The 15548-nt window shown below is 38.1% G+C and carries 13 protein-coding genes and 1 pseudogene; 12 read left to right on the top strand and 2 right to left on the bottom strand.

Annotated elements, in window-relative coordinates; all coding sequences use genetic code 11:
• Window positions 1–2 precede the first annotated feature (2 nt).
• From DW182_RS18400 to glmM, 12 genes and pseudogenes are all read left to right on the top strand, one after another.
• Window positions 3–1379 (top strand): hypothetical protein, encoded by a 1377-nt coding sequence (locus DW182_RS18400; RefSeq protein WP_233564189.1) that lies wholly within the window; start codon window positions 3–5, stop codon window positions 1377–1379.
• Between the two features lie 270 nt (window positions 1380–1649).
• A complete protein-coding gene (locus DW182_RS18395) occupies window positions 1650–2279 on the top strand; it encodes a hypothetical protein (RefSeq protein WP_147400136.1) in 630 nt (209 codons plus the stop codon).
• Window positions 2280–2779: 500 nt separating this feature from the next.
• Window positions 2780–4165 carry a radical SAM/SPASM domain-containing protein gene (locus tag DW182_RS18390; RefSeq protein ID WP_118296447.1) on the top strand — a complete coding sequence of 462 codons (1386 nt, stop codon included), beginning with the start codon at window positions 2780–2782 and terminating at the stop codon, window positions 4163–4165.
• Window positions 4158–4511, top strand: a complete 354-nt coding sequence (locus DW182_RS18385) for a hypothetical protein (protein ID WP_147400135.1) — start codon at window positions 4158–4160, stop codon at window positions 4509–4511. The genes DW182_RS18390 and DW182_RS18385 overlap by 8 nt, the downstream gene beginning before the upstream one ends.
• The gene (locus DW182_RS18380) at window positions 4508–5179 is read left to right on the top strand and encodes a nucleotidyltransferase domain-containing protein (protein ID WP_118296445.1); all 672 of its coding nucleotides are present in this window, start codon (window positions 4508–4510) and stop codon (window positions 5177–5179) included. The genes DW182_RS18385 and DW182_RS18380 overlap by 4 nt, the downstream gene beginning before the upstream one ends.
• Before the next feature lie 4 nt (window positions 5180–5183).
• Window positions 5184–5507: a hypothetical protein gene (locus DW182_RS18375; protein WP_118296444.1), complete on the top strand. Its 324-nt coding sequence runs from the start codon at window positions 5184–5186 to the stop codon at window positions 5505–5507.
• 15 nt (window positions 5508–5522) lie between these two features.
• Window positions 5523–6782 carry a carboxypeptidase-like regulatory domain-containing protein gene (locus DW182_RS18370; protein ID WP_118296443.1) on the top strand — a complete coding sequence of 420 codons (1260 nt, stop codon included), beginning with the start codon at window positions 5523–5525 and terminating at the stop codon, window positions 6780–6782.
• A gap of 18 nt (window positions 6783–6800) precedes the next feature.
• Window positions 6801–9006: pseudogene (locus DW182_RS18365) on the top strand (peptidase domain-containing ABC transporter).
• Between the two features lie 19 nt (window positions 9007–9025).
• Window positions 9026–10336, top strand: a complete 1311-nt coding sequence (locus DW182_RS18360) for an HlyD family secretion protein (RefSeq protein WP_118296442.1) — start codon at window positions 9026–9028, stop codon at window positions 10334–10336.
• A gap of 124 nt (window positions 10337–10460) precedes the next feature.
• Window positions 10461–11498, top strand: a complete 1038-nt coding sequence (locus DW182_RS18355) for a bifunctional oligoribonuclease/PAP phosphatase NrnA (RefSeq protein WP_118296441.1) — start codon at window positions 10461–10463, stop codon at window positions 11496–11498.
• Between the two features lie 103 nt (window positions 11499–11601).
• Window positions 11602–12207, top strand: coding sequence for a DUF4827 domain-containing protein (locus DW182_RS18350; RefSeq protein WP_007659843.1), 606 nt, complete (start codon window positions 11602–11604; stop codon window positions 12205–12207).
• A gap of 39 nt (window positions 12208–12246) precedes the next feature.
• Complete coding sequence (gene glmM / locus DW182_RS18345) at window positions 12247–13635, top strand: phosphoglucosamine mutase (protein ID WP_118296440.1); 1389 nt, start codon at window positions 12247–12249, stop codon at window positions 13633–13635.
• A gap of 60 nt (window positions 13636–13695) precedes the next feature.
• On the opposite strand, the gene DW182_RS18340 is transcribed toward glmM, so the two are convergent.
• Both DW182_RS18340 and DW182_RS18335 read right to left on the bottom strand, forming a co-directional pair.
• The gene (locus tag DW182_RS18340) at window positions 13696–14202 is read right to left on the bottom strand and encodes an NUDIX domain-containing protein (RefSeq protein WP_118296439.1); all 507 of its coding nucleotides are present in this window, start codon (window positions 14200–14202) and stop codon (window positions 13696–13698) included.
• A 4-nt stretch (window positions 14203–14206) separates the two neighbouring features.
• The gene (locus tag DW182_RS18335; protein WP_118296481.1) at window positions 14207–15436 is read right to left on the bottom strand and encodes an S-adenosylmethionine:tRNA ribosyltransferase-isomerase; all 1230 of its coding nucleotides are present in this window, start codon (window positions 15434–15436) and stop codon (window positions 14207–14209) included.
• Between the last annotated feature and the right edge of the window lie 112 nt (window positions 15437–15548).

Genomic DNA, 15548 nt, shown 5'->3' with positions numbered 1-15548 from the left:
GGATGACTGTACTTGCAGCATCTTGTCAGCTCCCTGAAAGGGAAGTTTCTGTTCGTCGCACTACGACTTTAAGAGCTGCCGACACAGTACAAAGCCCGTCGTTGAAGGGTCTTATCTATTGCTATTATGGTCGTCAAGATCTAAATAGGGGGCACTCTGAGGATGCATTGCATTATTTCTCGCAAGCAGCCGGGTTGTTCAAACAGAAGTCTTTGACAGGGTCTTATGCCAATGCTTTGCGAAATATGGGGCGTGCCCATCTTCTATCTTCCCGTCCGGATAGTGCTTTATATTGTTACTTGCAGGCGCAAGAGGCTGTAGCTGACTTCGATCCCATCTTATTTATGGATATTTCTACCGAATTATCTGTTATATGTCAAAATGTGGAAGATTGGGAAGAGGCTAAACGGCAAATGCTTCAATATCGTAGGAGATCGGCAACAGACGAACTTCCGATGCGACGGTCTTCTATGATAGGGATGTTTCTGATAAAGGAGGATTTTATGAATGGAAGGAAGCGGAGCCTGAGTGCATTACAAAGTGAAAAGTTTAAGATAGAAGATTATCGCCGGTTCGCTTCAGAATATCAGGAGCTTTATATGGATTGGTGTCGGATGAATGAAGAACTGCAGGAATTGGATCGTGATATAAAGGAGAAATATAATAATGAAGTCTTGAAGAATGAAAACCAGAGGATTAGGAATGAGTTGCTGAGCCGTAAGGTATGGTTGCTGTCTATCGGTTTCGGAGCAATGTTTTTGGTTGTAATTGGCTTTGTGTCTTTCCATTTATATAAACGGAATGTTCGGAGGCGTATCGATAGTTTGCTTGCCCGTCTGAAAGAGAATGAGAAACAATTGGATGAAGGAAGGGTGGAATCGGAAGAAGAACGAGAGCGATTATTACAAGAGAATAAAGAGTTGTCTCAACAGATAGAAAGGCTGTCCGTCCGGCAAAAGGATAAGGATGAACTGAACTCTTGTTTGCAGAAACTGAATATATCCTATACAAAACAACTGAAAGAATATCAGGAAATTCATTCGTTATTGCCTGTTGAGCGTACACTTGCACTGAGTCGGTTATGTCAGTTGCGTTGCCAGCCAGTATGTGGGTTGGTGAAATCGGATGAGGAATGGGGGGAGATATTTGGAGTAATTGATACTCTTTATGGTGATATATCGGCAAAACTGGATGATTATAAACTTGGCATGCAGGAACGGAGAATCTGTTATCTTATCCGTGCCGGGTTTACTAATGCCATGATTGCTACTGTTACTAATGTGACTGTCGATGCTATTGCGAAGTCGAAGCAACGTATGAAGGGCAAATTATTGTTGTCTGTTGGCGATACTTTTGATGACTTTATACGGAAATTGTAAAAAAGGGAAGAAAGAATTGTCCGGTTGAGACTCTTGTTTTTGCTTTAATTATTGGGGTAATGTATTGATCTTTAGTATTGTAACCTATTTGTCTTTTGTCCGGTATCTTTTCTTGTTTAAGTGTAGTATCCTGCCTAACTTTGCTACATTCCAAGTCGGGATGTTAGCTGCATTTCAACTTTGATGCTGATACCGTATAGTATTAATCGTAATGGAGTAGCTGGCTGTTATGATGGATAGGGCGGAGACTTTTTCTTTTATACGAATGGGTTGGGTGGAGATAGGGATAATTATAAACCTTTATTTTGGGTGATTGCTACAACTAATGGGACGGTTCTTTCTATTCGTCGGGCTTCACAAGAAAAAGTGAGACAGACATCTTATAAACTTTACAATAATTTATCTGCTAATCAAACATATAGTGATTCATTTATATTTTGGGATTTATTTAATGATACTATATTTTATGTGAATTCGGAGAAAGTGAATATGGCCTATTTGTGGAAAAAAGATAATTATCGTGTTCGAGAGTCAGACTATGATTCTTTGGGCAATAAGAGGTTGTTTTCTCTCAACCTGTTTGATACAAAGAGGTTTTTGTGGATTTTTTGGACAAGTATGGATGTTTCTGATTTATCTAAAAAAAGTATGACTTTATATGATAGAAAGACAAAACAAATCTATCGTTTTGATAATTTATATATTTCAGAGAAAAATTCTAATGTTAGATTGCCCATTAATTTGTCGACTTATATGCAATATAAGGGCCGTGAATATATATTATTTGAAATGAAGTCTAAAGATTTATATAATATTCCGGGTGCATTACGTTGGGGGATAGATGAAAATGACGAGGAAGGTAATCCGGTATTAGTCTTGGTACGATTGAAAGATGAATGAAAATCTATAATTATTGAATACATGAAAACACTATTATCAACCTATTTGCATGAGTTACATATTCCATTTACCAGAAGCTATGCCGATAAGCTTTTTGTAAAGTTGAAAAGAATGAAAAAAACTTTATGTACAACTGCTGTTTTAACGTTTGTTTGGATCGTTATTCCTAATATTTTTTTAACTTTGTAAAAATTAGATTTTGGAGTAAGAAATGAAATACTGCATAATACTGGTCTAAATATATTTGTATTATACAACATTAGTGTCCCGTTAAAATTGGGACAAATTAAAATTTTATAAATAAGCTGACTTTAAAATTTACAACTGCTATTAATACTTAGAGCTTTAGAACTATAAAAAAATGATATAGTGTTGGTACTAAAATCGTAATTTCAAATCGTTGCACTTGAAAAATCTCAGTAATAAGTTAGGTTTTAATGATTTCAAAGAACCTTTTGTAAATTTAGCGGGACAGCTTATACAACTAAAATAAAAATACTATGAGGACTTCATCTTATAACATATTGACAAGAGTTGATGAACAAGAAGGCTTATATGCTATTCTGAATGCTTATACTCAAGCTTTTGATATTGTAAATACTGAAGTTTATAATTATCTCCGAGTAAATGGAGAGAATAACAAGATAACAGAAGAAACACGAGACACTTTAGTTAAAAGAGGTTATTTAACATCTTTATCCCAGAAAGATGAACTGGAACTCGTTAAGCAATTATTGGATAGGGCTTATGATGAAGCTCGTTTAAAAAAAAATAGTTTCCATTTTATACTTTCGTATGACTGTAATCTTAGATGTGTTTATTGTTATGAAGATCCTGTTTTAAATGGGAGTATGTGTCTACCCAAAAGGCAAATTACCAAAGAACAGGTAGATAAAGCTTTTGAAATAATAATAGAGAAAAATGCGAATGGAACGAACAATAAAAAGATAGCATTATATGGTGGGGAACCTTTTTTGGCGGAAAACTATGATATATTGATATATATAGTTGAAAAGGGGAAGGGTCTAGGGTATAGTTTTTCTGTTACTTCTAATGGCTATGATATAGATAAGTATTTGGATTATATTAAAGATAATAAAGTTTTTTCTTTTCAGATCACACTTGATGGTATTGCTGAAATACATAATAAGAGAAAGCCACATTATAAAAATGAAGATTCATTTGAAAAAATTTCTGCTAATATCGATAGTTTACTAAAGTTAGGAATTCCGGTAACAGTAAGGATAAATACGGATACATACACAATGGAATATATTGATCAACTATTGGAATTTTTTAAAGAAAAAGGTTGGTGTAAATATAAACATTTTATGGCTTATTGTGCTCTTTTGCGTAAGGAAATAACGAAGAAGGAGGATGGCCTTCCTTCTCCAAAAGCTATCTTTACTCAAAGTGATTTTTGTCGTTCTTATTACAATAAGAAACTGTTTGTGTTGAGTGAAGGTAAATTGAAATGTCAAGATTATGATACTTCCGATATGTTAAAGAGTTTATTGCAAGGTAAGTTTTTGCCTTATAAAGGATGTTTTTGTGGGGCTCAATCTGCTATGATAATTTTTGATCCATTGGGAGATGTCTATTCTTGTTGGGATGTTGTAGGAATTAGAGAGCAAAGAGTAGGACGATATATGCCTGAGTTTGAGTTGGATGAAGAATTATCTAAAAGATGGTTTGATGTTAGGATTAGTGAATATAAATGTGTAAAATGTAAGTATGTATTATTTTGTGGTGGCGGATGTCCTTCTTTTTCTTTTCGAGATAAGGGAAAGGTGGAACCTGGAACATGCAATGATTATCCCAAACTATTTACATTTTTGATGCGACAAGTTTATAATGATTATTTAAAGAATAGTTGGCGTGAATAGTAGTTTGAATGAAGTTATATGTTTGTTGTCTGACATAGACAGTTTACGAAAGTGGGCTATGCCTGTGGAATGTTTTTCTTTGTGCAATTTAATTCAGCAAATAGAGAAAAAAGAAATTTCTGACGAAATATTTTTCTTATCTGGATTAGAATTTTCTTTGCTCAATTTTTATGGGTATCTGAAGATGAATAAAAAGTTGGTCTTTTTATCTATTGAATTAGAAAAAAAATTGTATTCTGATTTTTCTTCGATAAATATTTGTGAATTGAAAGAACAATTAGACAATGTTATGGAAAAGTATTCTATGATTATTTCAAAACCTATTATAGTAAAAATGCTGCGATGACACACGAACAAATTTCGCATAAAATAGTCACAGCTTTACATGTTGCTTATCCGGATGCTTCAATTGGGGTTGGTGGTTCTGTTGCTGAAGGAACATATCGTGAAGATAGTGATATTGATATCCTGTTTTTGAGAGAAGGACAGACGGAATCTTATTCTGTGTCTTTTGTCTATGAGGGAATTGATATCAGTATTTTTAGTTTTTCCATGTCTTTCTTTAATAGTAATGATAGGAAATATTTGTATACATATCATAATATGCCGATTACTTTTATATCGGGTGTTTCTGTACTTTATGATGAGAAGAGGCTAATAGAAGAAATACGAAAGATAGTGGATAATCTTTTAGAGAGGCGTTCTTTTTTGAGGGAACTTTTGATTAAAGATTTGAAAAATGGGATAGAAAAACTGTTCAATTTTCAATCCCAGTCTGTATTGGAGCGCAAACGAATTTATTATGATATTATACACAGTATAGTTTATATTTTCTTTTTGAAAAAATACCCTGATAAAATTATTAATAAGCAATATGGGAGGAATCCTTTTACTATAATAGCTTCTGAAGATTATTATCTGTATGTGAATTTGAAAATGTGTGGGTGCTATACTTCTTTTTCATTTAGTAAGTTGAAAAGTCTTTTTGAAAACCATATACTAACTAATTATTGAGATTATGAGAAACAAAAAGGAAATTGTATCTTTAAATGCCGTTAAGTTTGAAGCTGTTGATGGCATGAGTTTGGATGAAAGATTGGAAAAATTAACATCCAAGGAGTTGAAAGCAGTAAAAGCAGGTGATGATTGCCAGTGGATGGATTATTATGGTTGTGATACGATGTGTAATGGGGTGAATGCATATTATTGTCCTGATAAGAAACCTGATGATTGGTGTAATGCTCATGGAGATTGTGGAGGTCATTGTAGCTTTGAATGTGGCGGCACTTATGAGGGAGGATTAGGATGTATTTATTATGATATCTGTTTTATTATGACGTAAAATAATAGAGCTAAAATGAGATATATTGTTATTTTGTGTTGCTTCTGTTTGTTTTCCTTTCTTTCTTATGCTCAGACAAAAGGGAAAATATTGGATGGCAAAACACTGTTAGGTTTAGAAGGGGTAAATATTTATATTTCCAAAGATACTCTAGGTATTGGCATTACAAATGAGAAAGGGGAATTTGATTTACAAATGTTCCGGCATTGTTTGGATAATGATACTATAGTCTTTTCTTATATAGGTTATCAGACACTAAAGTGCGGGTTAAAGAAACTGAAAGAGAATGACTATCAAGTTCTTTTGTTTGAAGCATCACAGTGTCTTGGTGAAGTTAATATTACAGCAAAACGGAGATCTTATTTTTTGGATTTTAAATTTGTTTCTACTATGCCAAAAAGGTTGTTTTCATTTGGCTCTTTTTTGCTAGGACATAAACTATATATTGTTGCGGGAGATGAAACTGAAACAAAGCTAAATAAATTGGGGATGGAATACTGGGAATATCGTTCTTCTAATATATATGTATACGATATTGAAAGAAATCTTTGGGAAACAAAAAAATATAAAGTTGAAGATCGGGCTTGTCATGCTGCACATTTTTATAATAATCGTATTTTTATTTTGGGAGGAGTTAGATATTCGACCAACCGGCGCATGGAATATACAGATGAAAAGATGGAGATGTACGATTTGACAAAAGATACACTATATGTAGAATCTGTCAATCCTCATCCGGCTAAGAATTTCACTTCTTTGATTTATGACAATTTATTGTTTGTGATCGGAGGATCTTCTAAAAAGAATGTGTTTTGGGATAAGATTCATGCTCTTGATTTGAAACGCGGATACTGGTATGAAATAGGAGATATACCGGAAAAAATGCAAAGAGAGATGAATGGCATTTTGGTCGGGCATAATGTTTATTTTTTTGGTGGAAAGCGTACTATTCCTTTATGGGATATAAATTCTTATAATTTATTGACCGGAGAATGGAAAAGTCTTTGTGATTTGAAAGAAGCGGTCAGCTATCCGGCATTAGTAACCCATAATAACTTGATATTCATTTATGAGTATAATACGTTGCAAGTTTACAATGTTTCTACCAATATGTTGTATTCTTATCCTATTAATTTAGAATTGGAATATTCCAGTATGCATTATTATGACAGTAAACTTTATATTGTCGGAGGGTGTAGAACTGGCGGTTTCGGGACTGTTCATCCGACGGCAAAGGTGGTTAGTGTTGATGTGAGCCAATTATATAAGGATTAATAGAAGTGGTTGTGTTTTATGAAAAGTTTTCCGTTCTATAATCAATTGGACAAGAAGGATTGTGGTCCTGCCTGTTTGCGTATGATAGCTAAATATTATGGGAAAAGCTATTCATTGCCAACTCTTCGTAAATGTGCTTATATTACAAGGGGGGGGAGTTTCTTTGATGGGACTTAGTGATGCAGCGGGAACTATTGGTTTTAAAACGATGGGATTACGTATAACATTAGATCAGTTGGTAAATGATGTGCCTTTACCTTGTATTCTGTATTGGAAACAGAACCATTTTGTAGTATGTTACGGTATAAAAAAGAGGAGGGGACATTATCATTTTCTGATAGCAGATCCAGCCAAGCAACCGATAAGTTATGCAGAAGAAGAATTAAAAAAAAGTTGGTTGTCAATGGAAAATGCAGGGTGTGAAGTTGGAGTCGCGTTAGCTTTAGAACCCACAATAGATTTTTTAGAGTATGAAGACGAATTGGAAAATAACGGTCATAAGCTAAGCTTTTTTATTAAATATCTTACCCCTTACAAGAAGCAATTGCTACAATTAATGTTGGGAATACTTCTTGTCTCTTTACTACAACTTATACTTCCTTTTTTGACCCAAGTGTTAGTAGATGTAGGCATTCGCAATGGAAATTTGAATTTTATAACTTTGGTACTGGTTGCTCAGGTAATAATTTCTATATCACAGCTTTCTGTTGAATTTATTCGTAGTTGGATATTACTTCATGTTAATACACGTATTTCTATAACCTTAATATCTGATTTCTTAATAAAATTGATGAAATTGCCGTTACATTTTTTTGATACAAAGTTATTAGGAGATTTAATGCAACGTATCAGAGATCACAATCGTATTAGATCATTTCTTATGGGATCGTCTATTACTACCTTATTTTCTTTTGTCAATTTCTTTATTTTTGCCTTTGTTCTTGCTTATTATAATTTGACAGTGTTAGGTATCTTCTTATTGGGTAACACTTTGTATGTGTGTTGGATACTCGTTTTTATGAAGTATCGGCGGGAATTGGATATACGCCGTTTTGCACAAGCGGCAGGCGAACAAAGCAACCTGATACAAATTGTAACTGCTATGCAGGAAATCAAACTAAACAACTGTGAGACTCAGAAACGCTGGCAGTGGGAACGTATACAGGTGAAACTGTTCAAAATTAGTATAAAAGGTTTGGCACTGGGACAGATTCAGCAAGTGGGTTCCATATTCTTTAATCAAACTACCAATATTGTGATTTCCTTTATTGCGGCAAAAGCCGTAATAGATGGACAGATGACGTTGGGTATGATGATGTCTCTGACCTATATTATCGGTCAGTTGAGTTCTCCGGTATCTTCTTTTATTGGTTTTGCACAGCAATTTCAGGATGCTAAAATTAGTTTGGAGCGTCTGAACGAGATACATGGACGGAAAGACGAGGAACAGGATATTTCGTCAAAACTTACAGTGTTGCCGGAAAAAGGGGATATACGGATAGAGAATGTTTCATTCAGTTATGACGGTGCAAACAGGGATTATGTATTGGATGATGTTTCTTTACACATTCCTCAGCATAAAATGACCGCAATTGTAGGGGCGAGCGGTAGTGGTAAAACTACTTTGATAAAATTGATGCTTGGTTTTTATACTCCCAATAAAGGAGCGATCAAGATACAGGATACTCCGTTAGAGAACATTAATCCACATTTATGGCGTGCCCGAACCGGATCTGTGATGCAGGATGGTTTTATATTCTCCGAGACAATTGCACAGAATATTGCGGTAGGTGAGGAGCAAATTGATATTGAACGTTTGAGACATGCGGTGACCATTGCCAATATCCGTGATTTTATAGATTCCTTACCGTTGGGATACAATACTAAAATCGGTATGGAAGGAAATGGCATCAGCCAAGGGCAGAGACAGCGTATTTTGATAGCCCGTGCGGTGTATAAGAATCCGGATTACCTGTTTTTTGATGAAGCCACCAATGCACTGGATGCGAATAATGAGCGCGAGATAATGGAGCATTTGCATGAATTTTATAAAGGGAAAACAGTTGTAGTAGTGGCTCATCGGCTGAGTACGGTGAGGGATGCAGATAATATTATAGTACTGGATAAAGGTAAAATAGCCGAAGAGGGAACCCACAAGGAATTGGTAGAACGGAAGGGGTTATATTACCGGTTGGTAAAGAATCAATTGGAGTTGGGTAATTAGAAATTGGTAATTTAAGACAGTGGAAGAGGAGAAGAAATATAAAGAGATAGAGCTGCGTAGCGAGGAAGTGCAGGAAGTGATGAATCACATTTCCCCTTGGGTGGTGAGATGGGGGATAACTGTGCTGTTCATTATTCTGTTGGCTTTACTGGCAGGGTGTTGGATATTTAAATATCCGGATGTCTTGCAGGCGGAAGTGACACTGACCACTGAAGAACCTCCCGCTTTTATATTGGCGCGCTCTATGGGTAAAATAGATACTTTATATGTACACAATGGCGATACGGTGAAGGCAGGCGAACATTTGGGAGTCATTCAGAATGCTTCTGTTACGGAAGATGTACTATGGCTGACAGATCGTATGAAAGACTGGGAAATAGCAGGTTATGAACCGGCGAAAGGGGCCGAGTATTTTATAGGTAAGCGTTTGCAATTAGGAGAATTGCAGTCTGCATACGCTTCATTTATGATTGCTCTTTCAGATTACGTTCGCTTTATCGAGCAAGATTATTATGCAAAGAAGATGGATGCGGGAAAAAAACAACTGGCTGGGCAACGTTCTTATCTTAACTTGGTGGAGCGTGAACATACACTGACCGAAAAAGAAATGGAACTGGCGCAGAGTATGTACGACCGGGATTCCATTTTGTATGCGAGAAATGCAATGATTGTGGCAGAATTTGAAGAGTCGGGCAGCCGTTATTTGCAGAGTTTACGTACCAGAGAGACTTCAGGCATGAGTTTGTTGCAGGCTGAAATGCAATTAAAACAACAGGAGGAAAACTTGCTGGACTTGGGTAAACAGGCTTATGATGAGGAACAGAACCGCAGGCTTGAATTGAAAAATGCAATTGAGCAGCTTCAGGCACAGCTGAGTTCGTGGGCACAGAACTATCTGTTTAGTAGTCCTATTTGCGGTAAGATCACTTTTATGACAGTTTGGAGTCGCAATCAGAATGTACAGTCGGGTGAGACTGTTTTTGTGGTTCAGCCTTCCGAAGATTCGAAAGTGATTGGTAAAGCAAAACTCCCTTTACAAGGTTCGGGAAAGGTGCAGGTGGGACAGAAAGTGCATATCCGTATGGATAATTACCCCGATCAAGAGTTTGGTTATGTGAGGGGGAAAGTGGAAAGTATCTCTCCGGTTCCGACGGAAGAGGGACTTTATGTAGTGGAAATAGTATTGCCGGAAGGTTTGCATACGAATTATGGTAAAACCCTTCCGACTTTACGTGAATTGAAAGGCACGGCAGACATTATATTGGCAGACAGAAATGTATTGGAGCGTTTATTAGCCCCGTTAAGGAAGATAGTAGAATACGAAGACTAAATAAAACCTTTGCTACTTTCCGCCAACTCCCGAACTTTTTCGTACTTTTGCCCATTCAATTAGTATGAACGATGGAAGTGACTTTAATCGTTCAATCGTAAATTGTCTAATCGTAAATAATCAAATGTTAACAAAAGTAATAGAACAAGCCAAAATAGATCGTTTTGCCAGATGGATGGGGCATGCGGAGAGAATTGTAATTGTAGCCCATGTAGCACCGGATGGCGATGCCATAGGCTCTTCATTGGGATTGTGGCATTTCCTGAATTCACAAGATAAAGTTGCGAATGTCATTGTGCCGAATGCTTTCCCCGACTTTCTGCGATGGATGCCGGGTAGCAAAGATGTATTACTCTATGACCGCTACAAAGAATTTGCCGATAAACTGATTGCTGAGGCTGAAATAATCTGTTGTCTGGATTTTAATGCATTGAGTCGTATTGATGCAATGGCGGATGCAATAAAGGCAGCAAAAGGAAAGAAGATTTTGGTAGACCATCATCTATATCCCGAAGATTTTTGTGATATCACGATCTCACATCCCAATATTTCTTCTACTTCGGAGCTGGTATTCCGCTTGATATGCCGCATGGGGTATTTTAATGAAATAACCAAAGAAGGAGCAGAGTGCATCTATACTGGTATGATGACCGATACGGGTGGCTTTACTTATAATTCCAATAATCGGGAGATTTATTTTATCATCAGTGAATTACTTTCCAAGGGTATCGATAAGGATGACATTTACCGGAAAGTTTATAATACTTACTCTGAAAGCCGCTTGCGACTGATGGGTTATGTGCTTTCAAATATGCAGGTTTATCCCGATTATCATTCTGCCTTGATCTCATTGACAAAAAATGAGCAGGGACGTTTCAATTATATCCGGGGAGATAGCGAGGGGTTTGTAAATATCCCTCTGAGCATAAAAGGGGTGGTTTTCTCTTGCTTCCTGCGTGAAGACACGGAGAAGCCGATGATTAAGGTTTCATTGCGTTCTGTGGGTACATTTCCTTGCAATCAATTAGCTGCTGAATTTTTCAATGGAGGCGGACATCTGAATGCTTCCGGTGGTGAATTTTATGGTACGCTGGAAGAAGCAAAGAAAGTCCTGGAACGTGCTTTAGAGAAATTCAAGCCTTTATTGAATGCGAAAGGATAAAAAAAGAGGGGCACAAAGGTTAAAAGATACGAACTTTCCTCGTAGAGCTTTCAACTTTCAACGAAATCGAATACTTTTGTACGGAATTACTAAATAACAGATAATGAAGAAACTTACATTATTCTTTTTGTCTTTGCTGGTATGTGGTCTGGCTTTTCAGGCTTGTGATAACACCAAGACTTATGCAGAAATGCTGGAGGAAGAAAAAGAGGCCATTAAAGCATTTATAAAAGACAATAATATTAAGGTTATATCCCAAACAGAGTTTTACAGAAACGACTCGATTACGGATACGCTTAAAAATGAATATGTGCAACTCGCCAGCGGTGTATATATGCAAATACGGGATAAAGGCTCTAAAAATCCTGCCGATACAGTAAAAGCGAACGACCAGATCTTGGTACGTTTCATGGAATACGGCCTTATTCAAGGAGATACGACAATGTCTAACTTAGGATTTGCCGAAGTAGTGGATGAATTTAATTACCGGGTAACGAGTTCTTCCATTGCTGGTCAGTTTACGCAAGGATTGATGCTTTCTTATTACCAAACGACTGCTGTTCCTGCCGGTTGGTTAGTACCACTGGCTTATGTACGCGACATGGCACACGTCAGACTGATCGTTCCTTCAAAGATGGGACACAATACAGCTATGCAGTCCGTATACCCTTATTACTATGATATCCGTAAATACCAAATCTATAGGTAATTATAGTATATAACCAACAATCTTTAAATCATTAACCTAATGACTCTAATCAAATCTATCTCTGGAATCCGCGGAACTATTGGCGGAGGAGCGGGTGTGGGCTTGAATCCGCTTGACATTGTGAAATTCACATCAGCGTATGCCACACTTATTCGCAAAACGTGCACGGTAAAAAGCAACAAAATTGTAGTAGGACGCGACGCCCGTATTTCGGGTGAAATGGTAAAGAATGTAGTAGTAGGTACCCTGATGGCTATGGGATGGGATGTAGTGGACATTGATCTGGCTTCTACACCGACCACCGAATTGGCCGTAACTATGGAAGGCGCCAGTGGTGGTATTATCCTGACTGCTTCGCACAATCCGAAACAATGGAATGCCCTGAAATTGCTGAATGAACGCGGCGAATTTCTGAATGCTGCCGAAGGTAACGAAGTACTTCGCATTGCCGAGGCTGAAGAATTTGACTTTGCTGATGTAGATCATCTGGGATCATATCGCAAGGATCTGACTTACAATCAAAAACATATAGACAGTGTGTTGGCGCTTAGTCTGGTGGATGTAGAAGCTATCAGAAAGGCGAACTTCCGCGTGGCTATTGATTGTGTGAACTCTGTGGGTGGTATTATTCTGCCTGAGTTACTGGAACAACTGGGTGTACAACATGTAGAGAAGCTTTACTGCGAACCGACCGGTGATTTCCAACATAATCCTGAACCGCTTGAAAAGAATCTGGGGGACATTATGAACCTGATGAAAGGTGGCAAGGCTGATGTAGCTTTCGTAGTTGACCCTGACGTAGACCGCTTGGCAATGATTTGCGAAGATGGAAAAATGTATGGCGAAGAATATACGCTGGTGAGCGTAGCCGATTATGTGTTGAAACATACTCCGGGTAATACAGTTTCTAACCTGAGTTCTACACGTGCTTTGCGTGATGTAACCCGTAAGTATGGCAAGGAATATTTTGCTTCTGCCGTAGGCGAAGTAAACGTTACTACTAAAATGAAAGAAGTGGGTGCCGTGATCGGTGGTGAAGGCAATGGTGGAGTTATTTATCCGGAAAGTCACTACGGACGTGATGCGCTGGTTGGTATTGCCTTGTTCCTGAGCCATCTGGCACATGAGGGCAAGAAGGTGAGCGAGCTTCGTGCAACTTATCCTGCTTATTTCATGGCAAAGAATCGCGTAGATCTGACTCCTGAAACAGATGTGGATGCTATTCTGGCTAAGGTGAAAGAACTTTATAAGGATGAAGAAATCAATGACATCGATGGTGTGAAAATAGACTTTGCCGATAAGTGGGTACACTTGCGTAAAAGTAACACCGAACCGATTATCCGCGTGTATAGTGAAGCTTCTACAGCGGAAGCAGCTGAAGAAATCGGTCAGAAGATAATGAAAGTGATTGAAGATCTGGCAAAGTAAAAGTTGTCAGGAACAGATATATAAATATTAAGTAAATGGGAAGCCTCGGCTTCCCATTTTTTATTTTAGTGAGAGTACTTTTTCAATCTCTCCTTCAAAGTTAGGGGTGAATATGCCTTTCCCCATATTCTCTTTAATTTCTTCTACGGTCCAGAATCGTCCGCCGTCCAGTTCGTCACTGGGGGTGATTTCACCGTCGTAAACCGTTTTGTGTACAAAGACAAGCTCTTTCTCGCGTGCAGATTCAAAAACGTAACTCGTAATGGTTTCGGGAGTAAAGTCAGTAATGCCCAGTTCCTCACGTACTTCGCGCTTTAGAGCCATTTCTACACTTTCGCCCAGGTCTACATGTCCTCCTACGGAAGTATCCCACTTTCCCGGCTGAATATCTTTCCATTCGGGACGTTTCTGCATATACAGTTCGCCTTTGGAATTAAAAACGTGAAGGTGAATGACCGGATGTAAGAGTTTGCTACCACTGTGGCATTCGCCACGTGTAGCGGCACCTGTAATATTCCCCTGTTCGTCGACAATAGGAAACATTTCTTGGTTGTTATCGCTGTTCATAATTTTACGGTATTAATAATGAAGAATCTCCATAACTCAGAAAACGGAAGCCATGACCTAATGCGAAGTCATATATCTTTTGCCAATTGCCTTTTACAAAAGCCGAGACAAGCAATAGCAATGTACTTTGCGGTTGATGGAAATTAGTGACCATGGCACATACAATCTTGTAGTCGTAGCCCGGTGCAATAATGATCTGCGTGCTGGTATGCAGGGCTTCCATATCGTGACGGTTCAGATAGTCGAGTATAGCTTGCAGGGCTTTTACAGATGTGATATTCGCAGCTTCTTCAGCTGTTTCATAAGGCTGCCATTGGCGGACGTGAAGTTCTTCTTCTGTGGCATCCGGATTTTTCAGTAGAGTAACGCCGATATGGTAAAGGCTTTCCAGTGTTCTTACTGAAGTAGTACCTACTGCAATTGCTTTTCCATCGTGTGCAATCAGCTTTTCAATGGTTCCGCGTGACACGGAAATATATTCCGTATGCATTTCGTGCCCTTCAATCTCTTCACTTTTAACGGGTTTGAAAGTACCTGCACCTACGTGTAATGTCAGTTCTTCAAGATCAATTCCTTTTTCTTTCAGAGCATCCAGTACACGGGGGGTAAAGTGTAGTCCGGCAGTAGGAGCAGCTACGGAGCCTTTTATTTTAGAATAAACAGTCTGATAGGTTTCCTTGTCACTTTCCTGAGTATCCCGGTTCAGGTATGGCGGAATGGGGAGTTCTCCGAATACTTCAAGAATATCGGCAAAAGTAATCTCCGGATTATTCCAACGGAAATCAACCCAATGGCTGGTGCCATGACATTCACCACGAGTGGCAGTCAGAGTTATCGGTTGCCCTTTTACGGTCATTTCCCGTTTTAGCGTGCCTTCTTTCCATTTCTTCAGATTACCGATCATGCAGAGCCAGGCAGCGTGTTCGGTTTGCTGGAAATTGAGGACGTAGTCGTTTGGCTCAATGGGTTCTAGGCAAAATACTTCAATCAGAGCACCGGTATCTTTGCGGAAGTGCAGTCGTGCCTGTATTACTTTTGTGTTATTGAATATCATCAGACTCCCTGTCGGCAGATAGGATGAAAGTGAAGTGAAGCGATCTTCGGAAACTTTGCCGTGACGGTAGACCAGGAGTTTGGACTGATCGCGTACTGGCAGAGGAAATTTGGCAATACGCTCATCCGGTAATGGATAATTGAATTCGCTGATACGGATATGTTTTGGATCTTCTTTCATGATAAACTTCTTTACGGGCTGCAAAGGTACGGATATTTATCGTCTTTTTTCTATCTTTTTTTATTGAGTTGCCGTATCTTTGTAGAACGATTGTTTGTTTAAGCAACTTCAA

It is taken from the genome of Bacteroides sp. AM16-24 (assembly GCF_003471885.1).
Classification (GTDB): Bacteria; Bacteroidota; Bacteroidia; order Bacteroidales; family Bacteroidaceae; genus Bacteroides.
Note: the sequence above shows the minus strand (reverse complement) of the source record. Positions and strands in the feature narration are given on the sequence as shown.

What these genes read in the sequence shown, in the direction of transcription:
- DW182_RS18400 (WP_233564189.1), top strand. Translation starts at nt 3, where the DNA reads ATGACTGTACTTGCAGCATCTTGTCAGCTCCCTGAAAGGGAAGTTTCT.
- DW182_RS18390 (WP_118296447.1), top strand. Translation starts at nt 2,780, where the DNA reads ATGAGGACTTCATCTTATAACATATTGACAAGAGTTGATGAACAAGAA.
- DW182_RS18380 (WP_118296445.1), top strand. Translation starts at nt 4,508, where the DNA reads ATGACACACGAACAAATTTCGCATAAAATAGTCACAGCTTTACATGTT.
- DW182_RS18375 (WP_118296444.1), top strand. Translation starts at nt 5,184, where the DNA reads ATGAGAAACAAAAAGGAAATTGTATCTTTAAATGCCGTTAAGTTTGAA.
- DW182_RS18370 (WP_118296443.1), top strand. Translation starts at nt 5,523, where the DNA reads ATGAGATATATTGTTATTTTGTGTTGCTTCTGTTTGTTTTCCTTTCTT.
- DW182_RS18355 (WP_118296441.1), top strand. Translation starts at nt 10,461, where the DNA reads ATGTTAACAAAAGTAATAGAACAAGCCAAAATAGATCGTTTTGCCAGA.
- DW182_RS18350 (WP_007659843.1), top strand. Translation starts at nt 11,602, where the DNA reads ATGAAGAAACTTACATTATTCTTTTTGTCTTTGCTGGTATGTGGTCTG.
- glmM (WP_118296440.1), top strand. Translation starts at nt 12,247, where the DNA reads ATGACTCTAATCAAATCTATCTCTGGAATCCGCGGAACTATTGGCGGA.
- DW182_RS18340 (WP_118296439.1), bottom strand. Translation starts at nt 14,202, where the DNA reads ATGAACAGCGATAACAACCAAGAAATGTTTCCTATTGTCGACGAACAG.
- DW182_RS18335 (WP_118296481.1), bottom strand. Translation starts at nt 15,436, where the DNA reads ATGAAAGAAGATCCAAAACATATCCGTATCAGCGAATTCAATTATCCA.